The organism is Streptomyces sp. NPDC015125 (genome assembly GCF_043080045.1).
In the GTDB taxonomy this organism is placed as follows: Bacteria; Actinomycetota; Actinomycetes; order Streptomycetales; family Streptomycetaceae; genus Streptomyces.
Map to the genome: position 1 here is coordinate 562,451 of NZ_JBIBVF010000002.1, position 20,837 is coordinate 583,287.

37 protein-coding genes, 1 tRNA gene and 1 pseudogene are annotated in these 20,837 nt (G+C 68.6%); 18 read left to right on the forward strand and 21 right to left on the reverse strand.

The window, feature by feature from the left end:
• Nucleotides 1-8: 8 nt before the first annotated feature.
• From ACF088_RS07895 to ACF088_RS07925, 7 genes are all read left to right on the forward strand, one after another.
• Nucleotides 9-290: a hypothetical protein gene (locus ACF088_RS07895; protein ID WP_392374530.1), complete on the forward strand. Its 282-nt coding sequence runs from the start codon at nt 9-11 to the stop codon at nt 288-290.
• Nucleotides 290-922 carry a hypothetical protein gene (locus tag ACF088_RS07900; RefSeq protein ID WP_392374531.1) on the forward strand — a complete coding sequence of 211 codons (633 nt, stop codon included), beginning with the start codon at nt 290-292 and terminating at the stop codon, nt 920-922. Before ACF088_RS07895 ends, ACF088_RS07900 begins: the two co-directional genes overlap by 1 nt.
• A gap of 14 nt (nt 923-936) precedes the next feature.
• Nucleotides 937-1,083 carry a hypothetical protein gene (locus ACF088_RS07905; protein ID WP_392374532.1) on the forward strand — a complete coding sequence of 49 codons (147 nt, stop codon included), beginning with the start codon at nt 937-939 and terminating at the stop codon, nt 1,081-1,083.
• Nucleotides 1,084-1,145: 62 nt separating this feature from the next.
• The gene (locus tag ACF088_RS07910) at nt 1,146-2,075 is read left to right on the forward strand and encodes an N-acetylmuramoyl-L-alanine amidase (protein WP_392374533.1); all 930 of its coding nucleotides are present in this window, start codon (nt 1,146-1,148) and stop codon (nt 2,073-2,075) included.
• 51 nt (nt 2,076-2,126) lie between these two features.
• Nucleotides 2,127-2,486 carry a hypothetical protein gene (locus tag ACF088_RS07915; RefSeq protein ID WP_392374534.1) on the forward strand — a complete coding sequence of 120 codons (360 nt, stop codon included), beginning with the start codon at nt 2,127-2,129 and terminating at the stop codon, nt 2,484-2,486.
• Between the two features lie 12 nt (nt 2,487-2,498).
• Nucleotides 2,499-2,843: a hypothetical protein gene (locus ACF088_RS07920; RefSeq protein WP_392374535.1), complete on the forward strand. Its 345-nt coding sequence runs from the start codon at nt 2,499-2,501 to the stop codon at nt 2,841-2,843.
• A 666-nt stretch (nt 2,844-3,509) separates the two neighbouring features.
• Nucleotides 3,510-3,821, forward strand: coding sequence for a hypothetical protein (locus tag ACF088_RS07925; protein ID WP_392374536.1), 312 nt, complete (start codon nt 3,510-3,512; stop codon nt 3,819-3,821).
• Between the two features lie 62 nt (nt 3,822-3,883).
• On the opposite strand, the gene ACF088_RS07930 is transcribed toward ACF088_RS07925, so the two are convergent.
• Nucleotides 3,884-4,033, reverse strand: coding sequence for a hypothetical protein (locus tag ACF088_RS07930; protein WP_392374537.1), 150 nt, complete (start codon nt 4,031-4,033; stop codon nt 3,884-3,886).
• 155 nt (nt 4,034-4,188) lie between these two features.
• On the opposite strand from ACF088_RS07930, the gene ACF088_RS07935 reads away from it, so the two are divergent.
• The 3 genes from ACF088_RS07935 to ACF088_RS07945 all read left to right on the forward strand — a co-directional run bounded on the left by ACF088_RS07935 (nt 4,189) and on the right by ACF088_RS07945 (nt 5,598).
• Nucleotides 4,189-4,710: a helix-turn-helix domain-containing protein gene (locus ACF088_RS07935; RefSeq protein ID WP_392374983.1), complete on the forward strand. Its 522-nt coding sequence runs from the start codon at nt 4,189-4,191 to the stop codon at nt 4,708-4,710.
• Between the two features lie 80 nt (nt 4,711-4,790).
• Nucleotides 4,791-5,111 carry a hypothetical protein gene (locus ACF088_RS07940; protein WP_392374538.1) on the forward strand — a complete coding sequence of 107 codons (321 nt, stop codon included), beginning with the start codon at nt 4,791-4,793 and terminating at the stop codon, nt 5,109-5,111.
• A 73-nt stretch (nt 5,112-5,184) separates the two neighbouring features.
• Nucleotides 5,185-5,598, forward strand: a complete 414-nt coding sequence (locus tag ACF088_RS07945; RefSeq protein WP_392374539.1) for a DUF6415 family natural product biosynthesis protein — start codon at nt 5,185-5,187, stop codon at nt 5,596-5,598.
• A 120-nt stretch (nt 5,599-5,718) separates the two neighbouring features.
• Here ACF088_RS07945 and ACF088_RS07950 read toward each other — a convergent pair whose 3' ends face one another.
• From ACF088_RS07950 to ACF088_RS08000, 11 genes are read right to left on the reverse strand one after another with little or no spacing between them, the layout of a single operon-like run.
• Nucleotides 5,719-5,922: a hypothetical protein gene (locus ACF088_RS07950; protein WP_392374540.1), complete on the reverse strand. Its 204-nt coding sequence runs from the start codon at nt 5,920-5,922 to the stop codon at nt 5,719-5,721.
• An 11-nt stretch (nt 5,923-5,933) separates the two neighbouring features.
• Complete coding sequence (locus ACF088_RS07955; RefSeq protein WP_392374541.1) at nt 5,934-6,179, reverse strand: hypothetical protein; 246 nt, start codon at nt 6,177-6,179, stop codon at nt 5,934-5,936.
• Between the two features lie 12 nt (nt 6,180-6,191).
• Entirely contained in the window at nt 6,192-6,323 is a 132-nt protein-coding gene (locus ACF088_RS07960; RefSeq protein WP_392374542.1) for a hypothetical protein, read from the reverse strand.
• Nucleotides 6,324-6,334: 11 nt separating this feature from the next.
• The gene (locus tag ACF088_RS07965; protein WP_392374543.1) at nt 6,335-6,496 is read right to left on the reverse strand and encodes a hypothetical protein; all 162 of its coding nucleotides are present in this window, start codon (nt 6,494-6,496) and stop codon (nt 6,335-6,337) included.
• Nucleotides 6,493-6,681 carry a hypothetical protein gene (locus ACF088_RS07970; RefSeq protein WP_392374544.1) on the reverse strand — a complete coding sequence of 63 codons (189 nt, stop codon included), beginning with the start codon at nt 6,679-6,681 and terminating at the stop codon, nt 6,493-6,495. Before ACF088_RS07970 ends, ACF088_RS07965 begins: the two co-directional genes overlap by 4 nt.
• Nucleotides 6,682-6,688: 7 nt before the next feature.
• The gene (locus ACF088_RS07975; protein WP_392374545.1) at nt 6,689-6,868 is read right to left on the reverse strand and encodes a hypothetical protein; all 180 of its coding nucleotides are present in this window, start codon (nt 6,866-6,868) and stop codon (nt 6,689-6,691) included.
• Between the two features lie 11 nt (nt 6,869-6,879).
• On the reverse strand, nt 6,880-7,167 hold the full coding sequence (locus ACF088_RS07980; protein ID WP_392374546.1) for a hypothetical protein: 288 nt from the start codon (nt 7,165-7,167) through the stop codon (nt 6,880-6,882).
• 11 nt (nt 7,168-7,178) lie between these two features.
• On the reverse strand, nt 7,179-7,304 hold the full coding sequence (locus ACF088_RS07985) for a hypothetical protein (RefSeq protein WP_392374547.1): 126 nt from the start codon (nt 7,302-7,304) through the stop codon (nt 7,179-7,181).
• A gap of 7 nt (nt 7,305-7,311) precedes the next feature.
• Complete coding sequence (locus tag ACF088_RS07990) at nt 7,312-7,506, reverse strand: hypothetical protein (protein ID WP_392374548.1); 195 nt, start codon at nt 7,504-7,506, stop codon at nt 7,312-7,314.
• 28 nt (nt 7,507-7,534) lie between these two features.
• Nucleotides 7,535-7,720, reverse strand: coding sequence for a hypothetical protein (locus ACF088_RS07995; RefSeq protein WP_392374549.1), 186 nt, complete (start codon nt 7,718-7,720; stop codon nt 7,535-7,537).
• 8 nt (nt 7,721-7,728) lie between these two features.
• Nucleotides 7,729-8,262 (reverse strand): hypothetical protein, encoded by a 534-nt coding sequence (locus tag ACF088_RS08000; protein WP_392374550.1) that lies wholly within the window; start codon nt 8,260-8,262, stop codon nt 7,729-7,731.
• A gap of 426 nt (nt 8,263-8,688) precedes the next feature.
• Between ACF088_RS08000 and ACF088_RS08005 the strand changes: the two genes are divergently transcribed.
• From ACF088_RS08005 to ACF088_RS08015, 3 genes are read left to right on the forward strand one after another with little or no spacing between them, the layout of a single operon-like run.
• Nucleotides 8,689-9,240: a hypothetical protein gene (locus ACF088_RS08005; RefSeq protein ID WP_392374551.1), complete on the forward strand. Its 552-nt coding sequence runs from the start codon at nt 8,689-8,691 to the stop codon at nt 9,238-9,240.
• Between the two features lie 43 nt (nt 9,241-9,283).
• Nucleotides 9,284-9,463 carry a hypothetical protein gene (locus ACF088_RS08010; protein WP_392374552.1) on the forward strand — a complete coding sequence of 60 codons (180 nt, stop codon included), beginning with the start codon at nt 9,284-9,286 and terminating at the stop codon, nt 9,461-9,463.
• Nucleotides 9,460-10,503 carry a tyrosine-type recombinase/integrase gene (locus ACF088_RS08015; protein WP_392374553.1) on the forward strand — a complete coding sequence of 348 codons (1,044 nt, stop codon included), beginning with the start codon at nt 9,460-9,462 and terminating at the stop codon, nt 10,501-10,503. The genes ACF088_RS08010 and ACF088_RS08015 overlap by 4 nt, the downstream gene beginning before the upstream one ends.
• 44 nt (nt 10,504-10,547) lie before the next feature.
• Here ACF088_RS08015 and ACF088_RS08020 read toward each other — a convergent pair whose 3' ends face one another.
• The 4 genes from ACF088_RS08020 to ACF088_RS08035 form a co-directional block, all read right to left on the reverse strand.
• On the reverse strand, nt 10,548-11,315 hold the full coding sequence (locus ACF088_RS08020) for a helix-turn-helix domain-containing protein (protein ID WP_392374554.1): 768 nt from the start codon (nt 11,313-11,315) through the stop codon (nt 10,548-10,550).
• A 28-nt stretch (nt 11,316-11,343) separates the two neighbouring features.
• Nucleotides 11,344-11,416: transfer RNA gene (locus tag ACF088_RS08025), tRNA-Leu, on the reverse strand.
• Nucleotides 11,417-11,426: 10 nt separating this feature from the next.
• Nucleotides 11,427-11,810: a hypothetical protein gene (locus ACF088_RS08030; RefSeq protein WP_392374555.1), complete on the reverse strand. Its 384-nt coding sequence runs from the start codon at nt 11,808-11,810 to the stop codon at nt 11,427-11,429.
• A complete protein-coding gene (locus ACF088_RS08035; RefSeq protein ID WP_392374556.1) occupies nt 11,807-12,076 on the reverse strand; it encodes a hypothetical protein in 270 nt (89 codons plus the stop codon). The genes ACF088_RS08030 and ACF088_RS08035 overlap by 4 nt, the downstream gene beginning before the upstream one ends.
• A 302-nt stretch (nt 12,077-12,378) precedes the next feature.
• On the opposite strand from ACF088_RS08035, the gene ACF088_RS08040 reads away from it, so the two are divergent.
• Together ACF088_RS08040 and ACF088_RS08045 are read left to right on the forward strand one after the other, a co-directional pair.
• Nucleotides 12,379-12,837 carry a type II toxin-antitoxin system prevent-host-death family antitoxin gene (locus ACF088_RS08040; RefSeq protein ID WP_392374557.1) on the forward strand — a complete coding sequence of 153 codons (459 nt, stop codon included), beginning with the start codon at nt 12,379-12,381 and terminating at the stop codon, nt 12,835-12,837.
• Between the two features lie 223 nt (nt 12,838-13,060).
• On the forward strand, nt 13,061-13,666 hold the full coding sequence (locus ACF088_RS08045; RefSeq protein WP_392374558.1) for a hypothetical protein: 606 nt from the start codon (nt 13,061-13,063) through the stop codon (nt 13,664-13,666).
• 68 nt (nt 13,667-13,734) lie between these two features.
• Here the strand turns inward: ACF088_RS08045 and ACF088_RS08050 are convergent, their stop codons facing one another.
• The 3 genes from ACF088_RS08050 to ACF088_RS08060 form a co-directional block, all read right to left on the reverse strand.
• On the reverse strand, nt 13,735-13,950 hold the full coding sequence (locus ACF088_RS08050; RefSeq protein ID WP_392374559.1) for a hypothetical protein: 216 nt from the start codon (nt 13,948-13,950) through the stop codon (nt 13,735-13,737).
• A gap of 36 nt (nt 13,951-13,986) precedes the next feature.
• On the reverse strand, nt 13,987-14,313 hold the full coding sequence (locus ACF088_RS08055; RefSeq protein WP_392374560.1) for a DUF6233 domain-containing protein: 327 nt from the start codon (nt 14,311-14,313) through the stop codon (nt 13,987-13,989).
• A 307-nt stretch (nt 14,314-14,620) separates the two neighbouring features.
• On the reverse strand, nt 14,621-14,842 hold the full coding sequence (locus ACF088_RS08060; protein ID WP_392374985.1) for a UTRA domain-containing protein: 222 nt from the start codon (nt 14,840-14,842) through the stop codon (nt 14,621-14,623).
• Between ACF088_RS08060 and ACF088_RS08065 the strand changes: the two genes are divergently transcribed.
• Nucleotides 14,792-15,061, forward strand: coding sequence for a hypothetical protein (locus ACF088_RS08065; RefSeq protein WP_392375023.1), 270 nt, complete (start codon nt 14,792-14,794; stop codon nt 15,059-15,061). The two genes, ACF088_RS08060 and ACF088_RS08065, sit on opposite strands and share 51 nt — an antisense overlap.
• Nucleotides 15,062-15,085: 24 nt before the next feature.
• Here ACF088_RS08065 and ACF088_RS08070 read toward each other — a convergent pair.
• A pseudogene (locus tag ACF088_RS08070) lies at nt 15,086-15,226 on the reverse strand (hypothetical protein); the annotation flags it as partial.
• Nucleotides 15,227-17,027: 1,801 nt separating this feature from the next.
• Between ACF088_RS08070 and gcl the strand changes: the two are divergent.
• Complete coding sequence (gene gcl, locus ACF088_RS08075; protein ID WP_392374987.1) at nt 17,028-18,809, forward strand: glyoxylate carboligase; 1,782 nt, start codon at nt 17,028-17,030, stop codon at nt 18,807-18,809.
• A 193-nt stretch (nt 18,810-19,002) separates the two neighbouring features.
• Here the strand turns inward: gcl and ACF088_RS08080 are convergent, their stop codons facing one another.
• Entirely contained in the window at nt 19,003-20,415 is a 1,413-nt protein-coding gene (locus tag ACF088_RS08080) for a cytochrome P450 (RefSeq protein WP_392374561.1), read from the reverse strand.
• Between the two features lie 171 nt (nt 20,416-20,586).
• On the opposite strand from ACF088_RS08080, the gene ACF088_RS08085 reads away from it, so the two are divergent.
• Nucleotides 20,587-20,814 (forward strand): hypothetical protein, encoded by a 228-nt coding sequence (locus ACF088_RS08085; RefSeq protein ID WP_392374562.1) that lies wholly within the window; start codon nt 20,587-20,589, stop codon nt 20,812-20,814.
• The last annotated feature ends 23 nt before the right edge of the window (nt 20,815-20,837 follow it).

Consider the following 20,837-nt stretch of genomic DNA (forward strand, 5'->3'; position numbering starts at 1 on the left):
GAGGCCCCGTGCCGCACCCCGACTCCGGGTATTACCCGCAGAGCGTCGTCCACCAGGTACGGGTGGTCAACATCGCTGCGGACAGTCAGATGTTCTCGTACACGGCCGAGCTGCAGCTCGACGGCCGCGGCCAGGGCGTCACCACCGAGCTGCTGGACCGAGTGACACAAACCATCGCCGACTACGCGGCCGAGCAACTGGCAGACGCGGGCGGCGATCAGGAGACCCGGGCGACCCTCAGCTACACAGGCGCCTGCGACGTGGTCCTGCTGCCCGACCCGGAGGCCTGATGCCCACCACCGACAGCTACGGGCAGGGCGTACAGATAGCGGCGCTCACCGACGCCCCCAACCTGGCGACGCTCGCCCAGAATCTGGCGACCGGCCTGGTGCCCCGCAGCAACCTGCGGTACGCGTCAGCGTCGGCTCGCAACGCCGCTATCCCGTCGCCGGTCGCGGGCACGGTCGCATTCCTGACCACCGAGAAGCTGCTGACGGTGTACGACGGCACGGCTTGGGTGGTCGTCGCGGCCGGCACCTCGGCGTGGACGACTGTCTCATTGGCCTCGGGCTTCAGCCACGACGGCAACTCGAATGGCACCGTGCAGTACCGGGTTGTCAACCTCTTCGGTGAGCTCTCGGTGATGCTGCAGGGGGGCCTTAACATCACCTATCCGGGCAGTCCGGGGGTGATTGCCAACGGGGGCATCCTTACGAACACGGCTCTCCCAGCAACAGCCCGCCCAGGGTCGCTTCGCACGGTCTCTGCGGCCTGTTCGGCGGTGACGTCGTCGTCGCTTAGCTTGAAGGTGGATGCCCAGTCGGACGGTCACCTCAAGGTCATCGGCACCAGTTCTACGACGGCCAGCGACCGCATCACGCCCCCGTGGGTCAGCCTCAACGGCCTCTTCTACAGCCTCTGATCTGGAGCTATTGGATGCCCGACCAGCCAGCACCCGTACCCATCCAGCCGCGCGTGGACGAGAGTGCCGGGGACCTCGACACCCTCGTCGACCTGGGCCTGGCCGAACCGCCACCCGCACCGTCCCCGGAACCGCCGCCCCCACCCGGCGCCGACACCTGACCTCACCACCCATCCCTACGCCCCGCCAGCCGGCCGGGGCCTTTTGCATATCTGGAGGCCCCATGGCCACACCCCTTTCCGCTGATCGTCTGCTGTCCGCGCTTCGGGCTGAAGGCCTGACGGTGCACGAGCACGACGGTTGGCGGACACACGGGCGCGACGCAGCGACCGGCAAGGCGTTCGGTCCGGTCCACGGCGTGTTGATCCACCACACAGCTGGCCACAACGACCGGGAGATCTGTTATAACGGCCGGTCCGATCTGCCCGGCCCGCTGTGCCACTCCTGGCTCGGGAAGACCTCCGGCCTGTGGATGATCTCGGCTGGGCGGGCGAACCATGCCGGGCTCGTCGACCTGGACGTCATCAACGCGCTGATGGCCGAGAAGTCGCCGCTGCCGCACGACGACCAGGCCAACGCCGACGGCAACGACGTCTTGTACGGCATCGAGATCGAGAACCTGGGCAACGGCAAGGACCCGTACCCGACGGAGCAGTACCGGCAGGCCGTGCTGTGGGCGACCGCCCTGTGCCGAGCGCACGGATGGACGGAACGCAGCATCGCCGGCCACAAAGAGGTGCAGCCGGGGAAGGTCGACCCGTCGTTCGACATGGACATTTTCCGCGCGGACGTGCGGAAGCAGCTCGCCTCAAAACCGGGGAAGCCGACTACTCCGCCACCCACCCCGTCGACCCCGCGCGTGGATCTGTCGCAGCTCGTGGCCGCAGCAAAGGCGGACCCGCCAGCACGGCAGGGGCACGTCACCTACCGGGCCGGCGTGAACCTCGTCGAGGCTGCACTTGTCGCCGAAGGGCTGCTGCCCAAGAAGTTCGCGGGCGATGGCAGTTACGGCACGACGACCCGGGACGCGTATGCCCGGTGGCAGCGGTCCCCGGCTGGCGGCGGCTACACCGGCAAGGGCGCCGACGGCATTCCCGGCAAGGCGTCCCTGGCCCGGCTCGGCGCCCGGCACGGCTTCGTGGTGGTCGCTTGATCTCATTCGTCGCTAGATTGCCCGACCCGTCTGAACAGAAATGAGCCTCCGATGAAGATCCTCATACTGAACCGCGAGCCCGCTCTCTGGCTCAACAGCCTGTCCGCCGTCCTCGGCCTCGCCGTCACCTTCAACATCGGGCTTACTGAGGCTCAGGCCGGCTGGACCGTGGCCGGCGTCTCAGCGATCCTCGGAGCCGTCGCTGCGGCCCTCACCCGGCCTATCGCCGTGCAGGCGTTCACCACGCTGGTGGCGACCGTCGCATCGGCAACAGCAGCGTTCGGGTACGACATGCAGCCGACCACCACCGCCGCTGTCAACGGCGTGGTGCTGGCGATTCTCATGTTCGTTACCCGTGGGCAGGTCAGCCCCGTCACAGGGCAGACAGCGACTCCTCCGCAGGCTGCATAGCCGGAGGCCACCATGGGCGACGAGCCGACGAACGGGGAGCTAGCGCGTCGCCTGGACGCCGGGTTCGATGACATCAAAGAGGACATGCGAACCCTGGCCGGGCGTCTCGACACCAAGGTCGACGCGAGCCTGCTGACGCTCCAGCAGCAATCCCAGGACGAACGCGCCCAGCTCATTGCCGTGCGGGTCGCCGCCCTCGAGGACGCCCGCCAGAAAGAGGCAGACGCCCGCATGGAGGAGACCCGCAAGGCGGAGGCTCAGCGGGCCGCCGACCGGCGACTCATCCTCACATCCCTCGTCGTCCCGCTCCTCCTCCTGCTCCTGCAGGTCTATCTCGCGAGCCGGGGGACGAAATGACGGGCACAGGTCTGCACCGATCGGACCGGAGTCGAAAGCGGCGCACCGATATCACCTACACCGCGGGCGTCATTCTGCTGGTGGCGGTGCTGGCCTGGATCGTCATCACCATCCAGTCGCAATCTGCGGACCTACACCAAGCGCTCGAGGACCGTGACGCACTGGCGAAGCAGGTGCGTCACCTAGGCGCCGTGCCAGTGGCCGGGCCTCGGGGCAAGCCGGGGCAGGCCGGCACGAGCACGCCCGGCCACAAGGGCGATCGGGGAGAGCGCGGCGAGCCTGGGCCCACGTCCACGGTTCGCGGACCGCGAGGCCCCGAGGGGTCTCCCGGCCCTAGCGGCCCGCCCGGTACCGGTGTTCCCGGGGAGCCCGGCGCCGACTCAACCGTGCCGGGCCCGGCCGGCACGAGCGGCAGGGATGGAACGGACGGCCAGAACGGGCAGAACGGCCGCGACGGCAAGGATGGCTCGGATGGGCACGACGGCCAGACCTGCCCCACCGGCTACGAGCTGCAACCCGACCCGAGCGACCCGGACACCCTCGTCTGCCGCCGCAAAGGCGCCCCCGACGAGCCACCCACCCCGAGCCCAAGTCCCACCGAATCCCCGAGCCAAACACCCCTCCTGCCCGACCTCCTCAACGGCAGGAGCCGCTAGAGAGGGCGCCATGACCACACCAGCAACTCGCCGCCCTCTCGGCGGCAACGTCATCATCGTCGGCGTGTTGGGTGCCGTCGTCGTGCTCGCCGGGGTCCTCGTGTGGATGCAGTCCAGCGCGCAAGACCGGCTCACGACCCTGCGTTCCGGGCAGACCACGGGCCAGGCGCAGAGAACGGACCAGCAGCAGCTGACCTGCGCACTGTGGGTGATCATCCGAGATGAGAACGCCAAGCAACTGAGCGCCGCGATGCGCAAGGCGGCCGACAAGATCTGTTCAGACGTGCCGACACCGACACCCTCCACGAGCGCTGCCCCTTGATGGATCACTCCGAGCGAGCACCCCGCCGCCTGCTTCGGCAGGCGGCGGGGCGCTTCGTCGTGTCAGCCGCGGCTGGCCTCGGCCCAGACGGCGAGCAGCCGCTCGTATTCGCCCTGTTCCTCCGGCGTGAGCGGCCGTCCGGTGCGGGCGGCCATGAACCGACGTATCGCCTCGTTCGCCTCGGCGGCGCCGGGTGCGCAGGGGGCCGTCATGCGGCAGATGCTACGGCCGGGCACCGACAGCCGGCCACGAAAATCGGCCCCCGCCATCCCGGCGAGGGCCGATCGCCGCACGCCCCTGCGTCCGTCAGGCGTACCGTTCCGAGTGTCGAGTTCAGAACGGAGCCAGTATGCCCGAGCACGCCGACATGCACATCGGAACCCGCCTGCGCGAAATCCGCAAGCGCCGCGGCCTGAACCAGAGGGAACTCTCCGTAGCGTCCGAGGTGTCCCTCTCCCTCATCCGCCAGCTGGAGCAGGGCACTGTGGCCGGCACCCGCATGGAGACCGCCCACAAGCTAGCTGCCGCGCTGCGGGTCAACACGAGCAGCTTGCTGGAGCGCGACGACGAGGACGCGCCAGCCGAAACCGCCGAGTCGTGGCGCCCCCTGCAACTCGCCGTCCAGGTGGCCCCGGCCACACTGGCGGAGGAGCCGACGATGCACCGGACCGGCTGCGCGCCGCTGGCGTCATCACGACGTGGAGCTGGCTGCTGGTCCGGCAGGGCAAGCTGCGCGAGTCCCGGGAGTTGGCGACCCAGTGGGCCGATGACATTGAGCCCCGCATGTCGAGGGCGACGCCTCAGGAACTGGCCGCCTGGGGGTGGCTGCTCCTGCAGGCTTCAGCGGCGAGCCTTCGGGATAACCGGCGCGGGGAGGCGGCGGACATGATGCGGCTTGCCCGGTCCGTGGCAGTGATGACCGGGCGGGAACTCCCACGGGGCCGGGACCGGCTGACGACGTGGGGGCCAGTGACAGTTAGCTACAAGGCGGTCGAACGGCACATCGTCCTCGACCAGCCGGACAAGGTACTGGCGATGACCAAGAAGAAGGGCAGCCAGGCGGCGTCCACGGAGTACCACCGGCATCGCCTCGACGTGGCCAAGGCCCACCTCCTGGTGCGGCAGTACGGTGAGGCGGTCGACACGCTCACGGAGATCCACGTCGCCGCCCCGGAATGGCTCGCGAACCAGCGGTACGCGCAAGACATCATGGGGGGCGTGGTGGAGCGGCGCCGGACCCTGACACCGCAGATGCGCGTGCTGGCGGACGCCCTGTCAGTTCCGCTGTAGCCGTTGTTACTTCGGGCCCGCACCTGGGAGAACTACCATTGAGGCGCAGGTCACAGGCCTCTACTGTCGCGGCATGGACGCCGAGCGTGCACAGACAGCCTTGGCCGGGGCGGCGGAGAGCACCGAGCCGATCGACACGGCCACGATCCGGGACACGATCCGCCTAGTGATGCGCCTCAGCTCCGGCCCGCTCGACCTCGTTACGCTGGCCGACCATCACGAGGCGCTGCGCGGGCACGTCCACCTGCTGCTCCCGGGCGTCCAGGATGCGGCCGACCGAATGTGGCGCGGCGGCAGCTCCTGGTATCAGCAGGCCGCCCGACTGGACAACGTCACCTGGCAGGCCGGGCAGGAACTCGCGTCCGATCCGTTTGCGGCGATGGTGCAGGTGCAGCTCCTCGCCCGCGACACCGAATGGCTCGTTGACCAGCAGGCAGGGCTTCCTGGGGGTACACCGCAGGTCCACCCGACCGCAGGATCCGTCTGAGAGAACCCCGCACGCACCACATGCCCCGTACCGACCGTGCGCCACAGAATCGGTATCCTGAGCACGCCGATGCCCCGCCTGCTTGTCTCAGGCGGGGCATCGGTCGTGCGGGCTACGCGGTCACTGCTCGGCGGGCTGACCACTGGAGCTGGGGGCAGCGGGAAGCTCTTGCTGGTCGAACCAGTCGCAGAACTCGACGGTGGAACCGATGCGCGCGATGCGCTGGTGGACGGCACGATGGTCGTGTCCGCCGGGCGGCCATTCGCGCCCGGGGGAGGGAGTCTCGCCGCAGCCGCAGCGGCAAGTTGTAGGGGTTCGTTCCATGGTCGGCATCCTCACTTCGCGTTGTCGTCGGTGGTGAGCTTTCCACTCAGGCCGAGTTCGCGTTCAAGCTGCTTGATCCGGGGGTGGTTTGGTCGCGCTTGAACGGCGCGCGGCCGACGCCAAGAGTGTGCGATCACATCCCAGGCCAGGTACGGCAGGCGAAAGGCGATAGGCAGGTGTCGCCCGCCGCCCAGGACCACACACGCGCCGGCGTAAAGCCCCGCGATCACCCACAAGACGATGGCCAGCTCAGGCATCGGATCGTGTCCTCACTTCTCGGTGGTGCGGTTCTGGCCGTACACGTTCCCGTCGTCGTAGATCGGATCGGGGGGCGGTTCGGTAGCGAGCTGGGCGTCCGGGTCGGGGCCGTAGGCGGCACCATCGTCATAGATGTCGGGCATGTTCGTTCTCCTCACTTCTTGGTGGACGTTTCCAGCCGGTCGGCTTCGGTTCGGAGCGCGGCGGCCTTCTCCAGCCACATCCTCTCGTCGTCGGTGCGCGGCCCAGCGATGAGCGGGCGGGCGCGGCTCTCCAGCTCGTCGGCGCGGGCCCGGAGCTCGGTCGGACTGCTCATGGGCGTACTCCATTCTTCTCCCCTGCGCGGTCGGCGGCCTGCTGGTCTCGCCACTCCAGACGGAGGTCGCGGAGTTCATCGGTGATCCCCTCGTACCGGGAGCGGGCCCGGTTGAGCGCCTTGCGGGCATCCTCGGCGTCCGCGCTCAGGCGCTGCCGCTTCTCCTCGTACTCCTCGCGGGTCATAGCGCCCTCACTTCTTGTCGGCTCGGGTGGGCGCGGTGTTGTGCTCGGGGCAGGCGGTGCCGCTGTTGAGGTCCACCCAGCCCAGCTCTTCGCGGGCTTGCTCGGCGTCCTCGCGGGTGTCGCAGCGGCCGTCCATGACGCCCCAGCAGGCGTCGCACTTGACCTCGTAGGTGGGGGTGATCGGCATGACAGGTCTCCTCACTTCTCGGCGAGTTCGGCGCAGTAGAACGCGAACTTGCGGCTGTAGTCGGAGTGACCGACCGCGTGCTGCTCGGCGCGGACGATGTCCTCGACCGGGACGGCGGGCAGGTCGCGCTCGCCACGGATCGCGTTGACGGTCTCATGCATGCGGGCCCGCTCGTAGGCAGCCCACTCACACTCGGGACCGTCGGGCCCGTCGATGAGTCCGGGGCGCTGCTCTCGCTCCTCCTGTGCACGGGCGAGGGTGCTGTGTAGAACGTCGGTGACGGCCTTAAGGCTGCTCATGGCCGTTCGCCTCACTGCTCGGTGGTGGCGAAGTGGTCCGCCGGCGAACATCCGCCAGCGGGGTGGAAGGGGCAGTAGTCGTCCGGGACCTCACCAGTGCCGAAGTCCTCGTAGGCGTCGTCGTCTTCGCGGTTCATGGCATCCTCACTTCTCGGTGGTGTCGATGGCGTCGGCGACGCTGAAGATGTCCAGGGCGATCAGCCCGGACCAGTGGTGGCCGATGCCGCGGACGGCTTCGGCGTCTCCCAGGTCGACTGCCGTGGTCAGCTCGACCAGATCAGCAGGGCTCATCAGGCCGTGTTCCGCTACCCGGGCGACGGTTCCTCGCGGGCTGCTCATGGTCGGTTTTCCTTGTCGGTGTTGGAGTTCAGATCGGGCAGGTGTCGTTGATGAGGCGGAGGGCCCGCTCCAGGTACCACTGCACCTCGGCGGTCGTACCAGAGACCAACGCGGTGGACGCCTCGGTGAGCGCATCCCGCGCCTCCGTGTAATCAGGGTCGTCGCCGATGGCGTCCAGGGTCTCGCGGATGGCATCTTCGATGCGCACGCTCATGGCTGGCCTCACTGCTCGGGCTTGTAGTCGGGGTCGAAGGCGGCGTCGGGGTGGTGCTTGTTGCCGACGGCCACGCGGATGGTGTCGCCGTCCCGGAGGAGCGTCCAGCGCATGTCGTACACGAGTACCTGCGCGACTTCGTTGCCCTTCGGGTCGAAGTCGTCGATCAGCTTGGGTTCCAGGCCCTCGGTGCGGGCGGCGTCGGCCCAGGCGAGTTCGGCTGCGGCCCGCCAGTCGCGAAACGACCCGCCCGTCGGGTCGTAGATGGTGGCGGTGACGTCGTCGGGACGGGTGGCGCCCAGGTTCGCGAGCCGCACCCACTCACGGGTGCGCTGGGCATGCTTGGCGATGAGCTTCTGAGGGACGGCGTTCTGGGCGGCGGTCACGACGCGGTCGGCGAGGATCCGGCGCTCGCGGTCGCGTGTCGCTTTCGCTTGCCGGGCGGCGGTGTCGGCGTCCTTCTTCTTCGCCTCGGCGTTGCGGACGCGCTCGCCGGCGGCCGCGATGGAGGCGAGGATGGTCGGTTCGTTGTCACGCTGCATGCCAACAGATTCTCAATGCTTGGCCAATGATCGCAAGAGTGTTGGCGCGAGGTGAGGCGAGAACACCCGTGCGAGGCGGTTGAGTTGACCGCCTCTCGCCCCCGATAACATGCCATATCGCGGGCCCCGCTCCTCTCGGAGCGGGGCCTTTCGTGCGGTTGGGGTTAGTGCTCGTGGCACTTACAGAAGGAGTCCCCGCACAGGTAGCAGCCTGGGCGCCCGTTGCAGCGGTTACATCGCTTCGAGGTCTCCGCGCAGTAGACCGGCTCGGTGTGGTGCTTGACCGCTCCGGGGTCCGACTCGTCGTAGTCCCGGCGGCAGGTAGGTGTCGTGCATGTCGTCATGGCGGGAGCGTGTCGGAAGTGCTGGCGATCGCCCAACTCTATGGTTGATAATGACAGTTATCCCATACTGAGAGGTGGCGCCTTGTCCGAGAACAATCAGCCCTTGACCGCAGCCTCCCGCGCTGCCGCAGAGTGGTGGGGCGAGCAGGTCCGCACCGTCAAGGCCGAGACCGACGGCCTGCATCCCGGCCTGTCCACCGAGCAGGCGTTCGTAGCCACCGCCCAGATCGCAATGCGAGACCAGGCGATCGCACAGGCGCCAGCGGACGATGCGACCGTAGACGCGTTCGTTGCAGAGTTGACCCAGCTCATCACGGCCTCCGAGCTGAGTGTCGTCACGCTCTCTGTGGACTACGGCCCCAGTGGTGAACTGGCGCGGGCTGCGGAAGCCGCCAGGCTGCACAAGTCCCGCTTTCCCTTGAAGACCACGGCAAAGGTCTGGCCCGATCATGTTCTCGCGAAGGCCGGATACGGTGCGCCCTGGCGTGTCGTGTGGTCGGCTCCCAGCTGGGAGCACCCGCCATGCGAGGCGCAGGAGTGGCCGGAGGACTCCGACGATCCAATCGGCCCCAAGTGCGGGCGACCTCAGTGGCACGACGGTGCGCACGATTGGCAGCAGGGGCGGCGTCCGTGACCGCCCTCGTCCCGCGCCCGGTGAGCAGTGAGGAGAAGACCATATGAGTGAGCAGCCCGCCCCGCGTCTGGCCTTGATGCGCGCCTACCTGGACCAAGCTAGGCAGCTGGACCACAGCTTCACGTGCGCGTGCGGTTGGAGCACGAGGGACACCCGGTATGAGGCGCACGTCTGCCCGGAGAGCGCGGGCCCGGTAGGCCCGGACGAGGAGCCCACCACGTGACTGACCTCGTCCCGCGCCCGTCGGCGGAGCTGTCGACCGACCGGCACGACCCACGCGACGACTGGCACAAGCTGGCCCGCGACCTCGCGAACGATCTCACCGAGATCTACGGCAACGGCGACCCCTTGCCGACTGCCGCCGGAGCATGGATCGCCCGGCAGAAGTCAGACCACACGAAGCGCGCCTACGCGCGAGCGTTCCGACGCTGGGAGAAGTACGCGCGCAGCACAGGCGCCCACCCTCTCCAGGCGAGACTCCCCCTCGCGGACGCCTACGCCAACAACGTCGCGAAGACGCCCGCCCGCCAGGGGAAGCCACCCCAGGACGCCACGATCGCACAGACGCTCTCGGCCGCTGCGTCGTTCTACGACTACGCGATCGAGGTCGGCATCACCGAGGTCAACCCATTCAGTGGCGTCCAGCGCCCCGACATCGACCCCGACTACTCACCGACGGAGGGCATGACCGAACAGGAGACGACCCGGCTCATCCAGACGGCCGCCGACTGGGCGCCCCGCTCCTACGCCCTCGTCATGCTCCTCTACCTCACCGGCGCCCGCGTCGACGAACTACTCTCCCTCAACGCCGACCAGCTCGGCTACGACCGAGGACACCGCACCCTGCCCCTCACACAGAAAGGCGGCAAGAAGCGGCCCGCGCCTGTGCCGCCGCTCGCCCTCGACGCACTCCTCGCCTACCTCGGTCACCGCGAGGACGGCCCCCTGTTCGCCACGGAGTCCGGGCGTCGCTGGACGCAGCCCGAAGTGTGGAAGCACCTTCGCGTCCTCGCCCGGCGCGCTGGCCTACCGCAGGCCGCCAGCATCAAGCCGCACACGCTGCGGCACCAGTTCATCACCGACAACCTCGCCAACGGCGTGGCCTTGCAGGACGTGCAAGATGCCGTCTCCCACTCCGACCCGCGCACCACACAGCGGTACAACCGACGCCGCCGACAGCTCGACAACCATCCCGCCTATGGGCTGGCAGCCAAGCTCGCCGCGCGGCTCCAGCCCACCAGCGAGGAGGAGCACAGCACTTAAGGGAACGTTATGCGCTAGTGGGGTCTCTCCGGGCCCTGCGTCCGTCATGCCTCCTCCTGGCGATCTGGTGCGGGTTTCCGTTTGCCGTTGAGCAGGTTGGACAAGCCCGCCTTGGAGTAGCCGGTCTCATCCGACAGGGCCTGGAGGGTGGCCCCGTTGTTGCGTCGGCTCCGCAGCCGCTCCAGATCCGATTCCGTGAGGAGACGCCGGCCCTGCCACGCCCCGGACCGGGCCAGTACCCGCTTGTCGAGCCGCCTGCGCCGCGGTGGCGTCTCGTGCTCGTACCAGAGCGCGAAGACCCTGCGGCGCGCCGTCTTCAGCCGCCCGGAGAATGCCGTCAGCGTCAGCCCCAGCGAGTCGGCCGCCTCCTGGTGGTCGCCGGTGAGGGCGAGCGCCATGACCGCCTGTTGCTGGGCGAGGGTGAGACAGGGCCATATCTGCGCGAGGGTCAGGGACTCCATCAATCGTTCGTCCCACGGGGTGCGGCCGGACTGCTGCCAGTACCGCTGGAAGCCGGGAAGCGCTCCGGGGCCAGCGGCGGTGTCGCGTTGGTTGTAGCCATGGTGGTGCATTTCGGTGCGGACGTACCGATTGGCTGCCTGCAGTCCGCACGCAATGAGATCGCCGCCAGTGGGCGGCTCGTCCGCGGTGAGGATCTGTTCGGTGATGGCGAAGTGGATCGCTGCGTACCGGTCGGCGGTGTTGATGTCGGTGCGCCACCGGTCGATGACGAGGACGGTGCGGGCGAGGCGGTCGAGGTCGTCGAGGGTGTAGCCGTGTCGGAGGTTCTCCACGGCGGGGTCGAGGATCAACGCATCCTCCTGCGTGCGAGGTGGTGGGTGCCCGGAACGGGATTCGAACCCGCGGGGGGCCGCTTTTAAGGCGGCTGCGTCTGCCACTGCGCCACCCGGGCTGGACCGGGATCAGGTTGCGTTGTCGTCAGAGGCGGCCTGCTGCTCCTCCCAGGGGACGAGGCCGAGGGCGCAGCGCAGGTCCCACATGTGGAGTGTCTTGCGGCGGACGTCCACCAGCCCGGCCACTCGCGCCAGAGTCCGGGCGTCGGCGGTTCGCTGATAGCCGACGCCCGCGCGATGTTCCTCCAGTTGGCGCTTCCACTCGGCCGCGTCCCACTCGGCTTCGCGGAGGCGGCGCATCAGTTCCAGGCGGGACAGGCCGTAGTAGCCGTCCCGGGTGAATGCACGGTGCTCGTCCTCGGTGGGCTTCTCGACGGGCAACTCGGTGACGGTGTAACCGTCATTGCCGTTGGGGGTGAGGCGACGTCCGCCGCCAGGGGGCAAGCCGGTCACGATGCCATCCCCTCGGTGGGGATGGGGCGGGTGGTCTGCGCGTAGCCGGGCTGGCCGTCGTTCATCTGCTCGTCGGAGGAGAACCATTTGTCGCAGTCCGCGCCTGTCAGCAGGTTGGTGCCGCGGAGGCGCCATCCGGGCAGGTCGGGGTAGGGGCGGTCGATGACGCCCTCGTAGATGAACGACCGGGTCTCGCCGCGGTAGTTGACGCCGTGTCCTTCGATGCGGACGCGGTCGCCGTGGCGGGGCTCATAGGTGGCGGCCATGGGGCCCTCCTTGGTGTTGGTAGCGGTGATTCCGCCGATCAGAGGTGGTTAACCACCTCGACGTACCTAGAGTGGCACAGGCTTGACGGGTGGTCAACCACCCTGCAAGGATTCCCTCATGGCCAACAAGCACAGCGAGAAACTTCGCGGGATCCGTCAGATCCCTGACCAGCTTTGGTCGGACTTCGGGGCAGCAGCAGCGAGCGTTGATAGCGACCGATCAGCCGAACTCCGCTTATACATGGAGTGGTACGTCCAGCGCCCCGATGCGAAGCCCCCGCGCCGGCCGGAGGTGGGTGCCAGTGAGTGAAAGAGTCGCGCTCTATCGTCTCTATGACGCTGAGGATCACCTCATCTACGTCGGTGTCACGAAAGATCCGAAGACTCGGTTTCGTCAGCACCGCGCGGACAAGCCCTGGTGGCCCGAGGTGGCCATGACGGACGTCGAGTTGCATGTCGACTCCGCCTCGGCACTTACCGAGGAACGCAAGCTGATCCGGGACAAACTTCCCCGCTACAACGAGCGAGGGAAGCCTTGGTTTCCCGAGCTGGGGGACAGGTCGGCAGAGACAGTAGGCGTTACTAGCTTCATCAACAGTGCGGGCGGGCTCCTGAAGCACGTCGTAGAAACCGCCCAGCCGCTGGTCGTTACTCGACATGGCAAACCCGTCGCGGTCCTGTCCCCCTACCCCTGCGTGGACCAGATCGCAAAGGGGACCGTAACGGGTCGTCGCAGCAAGAAGCCTCGCGAGGACGCCTAGCTCAGCAGCCCTACGCGCCGCCGGCGTTCCGGATGATCCGCGTCCACCCCCTTCCCCTCAAGGCGCGCCACGGTCCATGCTGTGCGTGCCGGCCGCGCTACCTCCCCAAGGTGTTGCACCGGCTCCTGCGCCCCGCCCTCGTCGGCGGGGCGCTTTGCTGTTCTGCCTCCGTACCGGCGGCCAGCGCGGAATGATGTCGCCACACACCAGCGGAAGGAGCCGCATGCGTAGCGCCCAGTTCGAGAGCCGCGAGACCGCAGTGCGATGGACCGCGGGGAAGGTGGCAGCCGCGAGAGCGCGTCGCCCACTGCCGACTACCGCTCTCGCGCGCGCCGCACTGACAGCCGTTTCGGGTGACGTCGAGCTACATGCCGCCGCGACGTTGATGTTGCTGGTGGGGCTGCGGCCTGGTGAGGTACAGCGACTGCGGATTTTGGATTGGACCCCAGGGGTCGAGCCCAGGCTGACCATCCGCAGCGATCGACGCGAGCGGACAATCCGCATCGCCCCGTCGGCCGCATCTGCACTGGATGAGCACCTGGAGGGCGAGAACGCCGAGCTGGGGGAGCCGCTGCTACTCGGGCTCGAATACCACTGGTTTGTGCACCGTCTGTTCAGGGATGCGATGCAACAGGCTGGGCTGGATGTCGATGTGCTCGACCTGCGACGGGCGGCAATGGCCGCGGTGCTTGAGGACGGGACTCCGATGCAGCACATCGAGGCGTACTTCGGGATCGCTAAGTCGCCCGGCCGCAAGGACTTGGTGCCGGTGCGCGAGGGTTACGACGAGGGGATCGCGGCCGTGTTGGAGGCCGAGTTCGCCAGCTAACGGCTCATACCTGCCACACTGATTCCGGGCCCTGCCGCGTCCCCCCGTCGCGGCGGGGCCTTCTGCTGTCAGCTGCCGCCCCAGTCGTGCGGGTGCCCGCCGCGCCATTCGACCCAACCTGCGTCGTCGAGGAGTTCCTCGGCCGCGGGTAGCCCAGCCCGGCGCAGGAACTCGATCACGTCGTCGTCGCTGTACGCGAGCCCGAGGATCTCGCCGCGCGCGGTGACTCGCCGGCCGCCGGTGGCGGACAGCTGATGTACGACGATCGGCGCGTGGTCCCGCATCCCTCCAGCTTGCGTCGTCGTGCTGTGGCGCGCAGGTCAGAGGATGCCGAGCTCCGTGTCCGGCCGGCACAGGCCGCATGCCTCGATGCCCTCGGTGAGCGCGCGGACTGCCTGCTCGCGTGAGATCGGTCGGGCCCGCTGCCCGGCGGCGCCACAGCCGCCGACGTGGACGGCGACGGGGTGGGCGTCGCGACCGATACCCGGCTGCACCACCCAGTCCGGCGGCGGGGGAGGGGTGGTCCGCTGCTGCTGGGCCTCGCGCTGCTGGGCGACGACGATGGCCTGCCGGACCTCCTTGAGGGTGAGGTGTAGCCAGGTCTCCAGTACGCGGAGGCGTGGCAGATCCGGCGGCAGGTCGCTCATGCGTTCGATTCTAGGTTCATGCGGCCGCCCCGGACCAATCCGCGATCCGGTCGGCGCCGAATCCCGCGTGACCCCGTCGCGGGCCCGTTGTTTGTCAGGGGTCAGCCGTATCGTTGAACCATCACATTCACTGTGTGCGCTCACGCTGGTAGCGCTGCACTCCCCGCCCCGCCCCGGAACAGCGCCCGGAGCGGGGCGGCGTTTTGCGTCGATGTCACGGGTCACCCAAGAGGCTGTTACTGGATCGCCACGTAGCGTTGTTGCATATGCCACGCGAATCTGCGGAGGATGGTCGGCGAGTCGACAGCTACAGGCTGACTTGCCAGCGATCCGACGGGAGTACGAGATCTGCTACCTCAACGGGTGCCCCATCCGCGCTATACCTCGTTCGTTGGACCACGAGCACAGGGATGCCCGCGGCGAGCCCCAGCAGATCTGCGTCCTGTCGCGTCATCCTCTCCGTGCGGACCGTAACGCGGTGGCTCGCATGGGGGCGCCGTGCGCCGCGGCGCCAGGTTGTGACGACCATCGCGGGCCGGCCGTCCGGGTCCAGCAATTCGACCCGCTCTCGCTGAAGCACGGTGCGCGGCTCGACTCCGAGGCGCACGGCAAGGTCGGCGTCGGCTCGCATGTTGCTGCGTTCGACGTCTCCCTGGTTATGGGGCCACGGGGCGTCAGGGTCGGCGAGGGTGCGCACACCTACAGGGTGCGCCACCGTGAGTCGGCGGCGGGGCTGCCCTTCGAGTAATCCCTCCGAACGGAGCGCCTCGACGGCGAGGTAGGCGACTCCGAGCCCGACCTTGCGGTCGCGTGCGATGGCGCGCACGGAAGGGAAGCGTGAGCCGGGCGGGTAGACGCCTTCAGTGATGCCGTGCCGCAGTGTCGCTGCTAGCTGGTCGTGCGGCGCATCCATGGCATCCCCGGTCGCGATCTTGGGATCGCAACGGTAGGAGACCCTGTTGAACCTGTTACGTAGCAGATAGCCTGAGTGATCTCCGCTGATAGCGGCCCTACGGACGCCTGGCGCCCCAGGACTTCGGGCTGTGCGCTAGATTCGAACGCGTGTTCACTCGATGGAGTGAACCCTTCGATGGCGGAGGCGACCCGCGGGCATTTAAATCGATGCCCCCATGAGCGTGTCGGGCGATCGAATGGGTGGCCCCCTCGGTTGCCCGGCACAGGCGAGCCCCCCTCCCGTGTATGGAGGGGGGCTCGCTGACATCTTCCCTTACTCGTGAAGAGAGGGTGAGATCCGGGCTTGGGAGAGATTTGGGAGACAGGTCTGCACCGCGAATCCGATTGAAGACCCAGTGGACCCGACTGAACGCGACGATATCGCCAGTGAAAGCCCAGGTCAGACCCTCGAATGCCCAGGTTGCGGTACCCGCACACTGGCATCAGCCGCCATTTACACCATTTTCGAGGGCACCAGCGAAATACAGCGACTGGTGATTGCCCGGACGGTTTCGGGAATGCCGATCCGCTGAGGCGTACGTGCCGTAAGGCGCGTGTAGTTTTCTTTTGCGTGGACCCCGCCCGGTCGTCGGGCGGGGTCTTTTGCGTGCCGTTCCTGCCGAGCGTCGGAATACGGTTCCGGGAGATACGGGAAAGATCGACTCGGGGTGACCGGGGATATCTGGGATGCGCTGGGGATGTGCTGAGGATGCACCGGGGACGGGTCGGGGATATGCGGCGGGGTGGGGGTGAATGCGCGGGAGGAAAGGACACCGGTTCGGGCTGCGCCCAGGCGGCATGCGGTACGTGTGACGGGGTCGGCGTATGCGGAGGGCGTGAGCCGCGGCACATTCGCGCGGCCCCGTATGCGGACATGGAGGGGCGAACGGTCCGTGCCGTCTGCCGTGTCGCCTGTGGTGCCGCCTGCCGTGCCGGTGCGGTGCGCGGCTTGGTGCCGAAGTGACCGCCCTTGCTCCCGTGGGGGGTGCGGCAAGGTCGCGAGGTACCGAAAAGCGCTCATACAACCTTCAACCAGCGGGTGATGCCCGGCTTGTCATCGCCGGTGCGGCTGCTGGTTGGTCGTCAGTGTGGTTGCTGGTGTGGTTGCCGGCGGGGGTGAGTGTCACGTCATGAGTTGGTGAGGCCTTTAACGTCGCCGCAGCTCTCGGGGAGGGGTGGGGCAGGGTGCGGCAACGGTGGTATCGAAGTTGCGGCCTCACTGCTTCAGGGGGCAACGGTGCATTGCTTCCCGGTGTCGCCGAAGCCGCCCCGTTGAATGACGGCACTCGAAGACTCGAAGAATGGGCTGGTCGCCGTATGTGACGCGGGGGGCTCTCCGGCGGTAATCACTGCCTTCGGTAAGGGAGTCCCACTGCAGGGGGTTGCGGTGGGGCTTCGTCGTGTCCTCGTGCGGCCGCTGCTGGTCGCCTCGCCGCTCGCCGCTCGTCGCTCGTGTGTCTCTGCGCGCCGTTGCGTCTGTGTGCCGTTGTGTCTGTGTGCCGGCGTTTCGCCTGTCGGCCCGTTCGTCCTCGGCCTTCCCCCCTCTGCGGCGCGTCAGCGGCGCGTCATCTGCCCGCCCGCCCGCGCCCGCGACTCCCCATCGACCTTCCGCGCCGGACGCCCGGTCTCCCCTTGACGCGTGGGTCGCCGCGTTCTACGTTCCTTCCGTAGAGCAAAACATTGATTCCATGATGCGGAAGTTCCTCTCCTCCGGCCCCTCGCTGGAGCTTGCCCGTGACAGGTCGACGCAGGAGTACTCGATGCCTCGAATGACAGCCGCTCGTGCCGCGGTGGAGATCCTCAAGCGGGAGGGCGTGACCCACGCCTTCGGAGTGCCGGGTGCCGCGATCAACCCCTTCTACGCAGCGCTCAAGGGCGCCGGCGGGATCGACCACACGCTGGCCCGCCATGTCGAGGGCGCCTCGCACATGGCCGAGGGGTACACCCGGACCCATCCGGGCAACATCGGCGTCTGCATCGGCACCTCCGGCCCGGCCGGCACGGACATGATCACCGGCCTCTACTCCGCGATCGGTGACTCGATCCCGATCCTGTGCATCACCGGCCAGGCGCCGACCGCAGTGATCCAGAAGGAGGACTTCCAGGCCGTCGACATCGCCGCGATCGCCAAGCCGGTCACCAAGGCCGCCACCACGGTCATGGAGGCCGCGCAGGTCCCCGGCGTTCTCCAGCAGGCCTTCCACCTGATGCGCTCCGGGCGGCCCGGTCCGGTCCTGATCGACCTGCCGATCGATGTCCAGCTGACGGAGATCGAGTTCGACCCCGAGACGTATGAGCCGCTGCCGGCCTTCAAGCCGACCGCGACCCGCGCCCAGGTCGAGAAGGCCCTCGGGCTCCTCAACGAGTCGGAGCGCCCGCTGATCGTCGCCGGTGGCGGCATCATCAACGCCGATGCCGCCGAGCTGCTGGTCGAGTTCGCCGAGCTCACCGGCACCCCGGTCGTCCCCACCCTGATGGGCTGGGGAATCCTCGCCGACGACCACGAGCTCAACGCCGGGATGGTCGGCCTGCAGACCTCGCACCGCTACGGCAACGCCAACTTCCTGGAGTCCGACTTCGTCCTGGGCATCGGCAACCGCTGGGCCAACCGCCACACCGGCAAGCTCGACGTCTACACCCAGGGCCGAAAGTTCGTCCATATCGACATCGAGCCGACCCAGATCGGCAAGATCTTCGCCCCGGATTACGGCATCGCCTCGGATGCCAAGGCCGCGCTGAAGCTGTTCGTCGAGGTGGCCAGGGAGCTCAAGGCCGCCGGCCGGCTCCCCGACCGCAGTGACTGGGCCGCGTCCACCCAGGTGCGCAAGGCCCGGCTCCAGCGCCGTACGCACTTCGACGACATCCCGATGAAGCCGCAGCGCGTCTACGAGGAGATGAACAAGGCCTTCGGGCCGGAGACCCGCTATGTGACCACCATCGGCCTCTCCCAGATCGCCGGCGCCCAGATGCTGCACGTCTACAAGCCGCGCCACTGGATCAACTGCGGCCAGGCCGGCCCCCTCGGCTGGACCATCCCGGCCGCGCTGGGGGTGGCCACCGCCGACCCGGAGACACCGGTCGTCGCCCTCTCCGGCGACTACGACTTCCAGTTCATGCTCGAAGAGCTGGCCGTCGGCGCCCAGCACCGGATCCCCTACGTGCATGTCCTGGTGAACAACGCGTACCTGGGCCTGATCCGTCAGGCGCAGCGCAACCTCGACATCAACTTCCAGGTCAACCTGGAGTTCGAGAACATCAACGCTCCGGAGCTGGGCGTCTACGGCGTGGACCACGTCAGGGTCGCCGAGGGCCTGGGCTGCAAGGCCCTCCGCGTCACCGACCCGGGCGAGTTGGGTGCCGCCTTCGAGGAGGCCAAGAAGCTGGCCGCCGAGCACCGCGTCCCGGTCGTTGTCGAGGCGATCCTGGAGCGGATCACCAACATCTCGATGAGCGGCAGCGATATCGCCAGTGTCCAGGAGTGGGAGGACATCGCCACCGAGCCGGACCATGCACCCACCGCGATCAAGCCGCTCAAGGTCTGACACCGGCCCCCGTGCGCGCGGTGGGCCGGGCGGCGCCCCGCCCCTCCGGTCGGCGCCGTGACTGTGCACTGCGGTCACGGCGCCGGTTCGTTCCGGGCGCGCCTCGCGGGGGAGGGGAGGCCGCGGGGTGAGCGGGAACGGGGCAGCGCATGGCCGCGTACGCGTGTTCATCGGTGTTCACCCGTGTTCATGTTCACCGGTCGAGGATCACCGGGAGGTTCGCCGGTCCGCGCAGCAAGCGCGTGCGCCGCCAGTTCAGCGCATCCCAACTGTCCACCCCCGGCCGGATGCCGGGGAAACGCGTCAGCAGCACCTCGAAGGCGATGCGGGCCTCGACGCGGGCCAACGGCGCTCCGAGGCAGTGGTGCGGACCGTGGCCGAACGAGAGATGACCACCCGGGCGGTCGGTCCCTTCAATCCCCTCCATCCCCTCAATCCACGCGGTCCCCTCTGTCACGTCTGTCACGTCTGCCGCCTCGGTCCCCTCGGGCTCCCCGTGGAGCCGGGTGTGCTCGGGACAGCCGGGACGGTCGGGACAGCCGGGATGGCCGGGATGGTCGGGACGGTCGGGATAGCCGGGACAGCCGGGATGGCCGAGATGGTCGGGACGGTCGGTTCGGTCCGGCCGTCCCGCACGGCGGTGGCGGTCCAGCCGTACCTCGTCCGGCGCGACGAACCGCGCCGGATCACGATTGGCGGCTCCGGGGGACACCAGAACCACATCTCCCGCGCCGACCCGGACACCACCGAGTGCGAACGGTTCGGTGGCAAAGCGGAAGGTCGCTACGGTGACCGGGGAGTCGTAGCGCAGGAATTCCTCGACCGCGGCGGGGAGCAGACCGGGATCGGCCCGGAGCCGGGAACGGAGTGCGTCGTCCCGGAGCAGGGCCACCATGCCGTTGCCGATGAGATGGGTGGTGGTCTCGTGACCCGCGACCACCAACAGCACGGCCAGGGAGACGAGTTCGGCTTCGGACAGCCGGTCGGCCTCGTCCCGGGCGGCGATCAGACCGCTGAGGACGTCGTCCTCGAGGTCCGCGCGCCGGGCCGCGATAAGCCGCGTCATATAGTCGCTGAGGGCGTGCGACGCGCGGTCCACGGTGTCCGGGGCCGCCGCGGCGAACAGGTCATGGGACCAGCGCCGGACCGCCGCACGGTCCGGCTCCGGTACCCCCAGCAGCTCGCTGATCACCGTGATCGGCAGCGGCACGGCGAACTCCTCGACAAGGTCTGCCGACCCGCGCGCGGCCAGTTCCTCCGCGATCGTGCGGATGCGGGGCTCCAGCCGTGCCACGGCCGCCGGAGTGAACGCCTTCATCGCCAGCTTCCGTAGCCGGCCGTGGTGCGGCGGGTCGGTGGCGAGCATGGTGCGGCTGACGGCGGGGGCCAGCTGGCGATTGTCGGGCCGGTCGGCGAAGTAGCGGGCGGTGTCCTTCGACAGCCGGGCATCCGCCAGCGCCGCCCGGGCCTCCGCCCAGCCGGTGACGACCCAGGTCGTACGGCCGTTGTCGGTCCGTAATTGCTGCACGGGACCGCGCGCTCGCAGGGCGGCGAGCAGCGGATACGGGTCCCGGGAGAACTCGGCGGAGTCGAGCGGGTTGTTCACGGTGGGCCTCATGATGTCGTCGCGGAGGTCGGTTCCGGGGCGTTGCCGAGCAGCTGCCCGTTCGTGCCCCCTGCCACCCGGCGGGCCTGGTGGAGGCTTGCCGGGGCAAGGAATGATTCTCACGGCGGCTGTCGAAATGCGCGAGCACGGAGCCCGGCGCACGCTGGATGCATGTCCGAGCATCCGCCTGTCATCGTGCACCCGCCGACCCCCTCCGGTGGCCGACGGGTGACCGTACGTGGGCAGATCGTGGGCCTGGCCCACGGCCGTGGCGATGTCGCCGAATTCCTCCGCCGGGCGGGGGTCGCCGGCTCGGCCGAGGACATCGCGCTGGACGATCCCCGGCTCGTCGAATGGCGCGGCGGCTCGCTGGACGACTGGCCGATGCCGCCGGCCTGACCGGGCGAGGCGCCTTCGCAGGG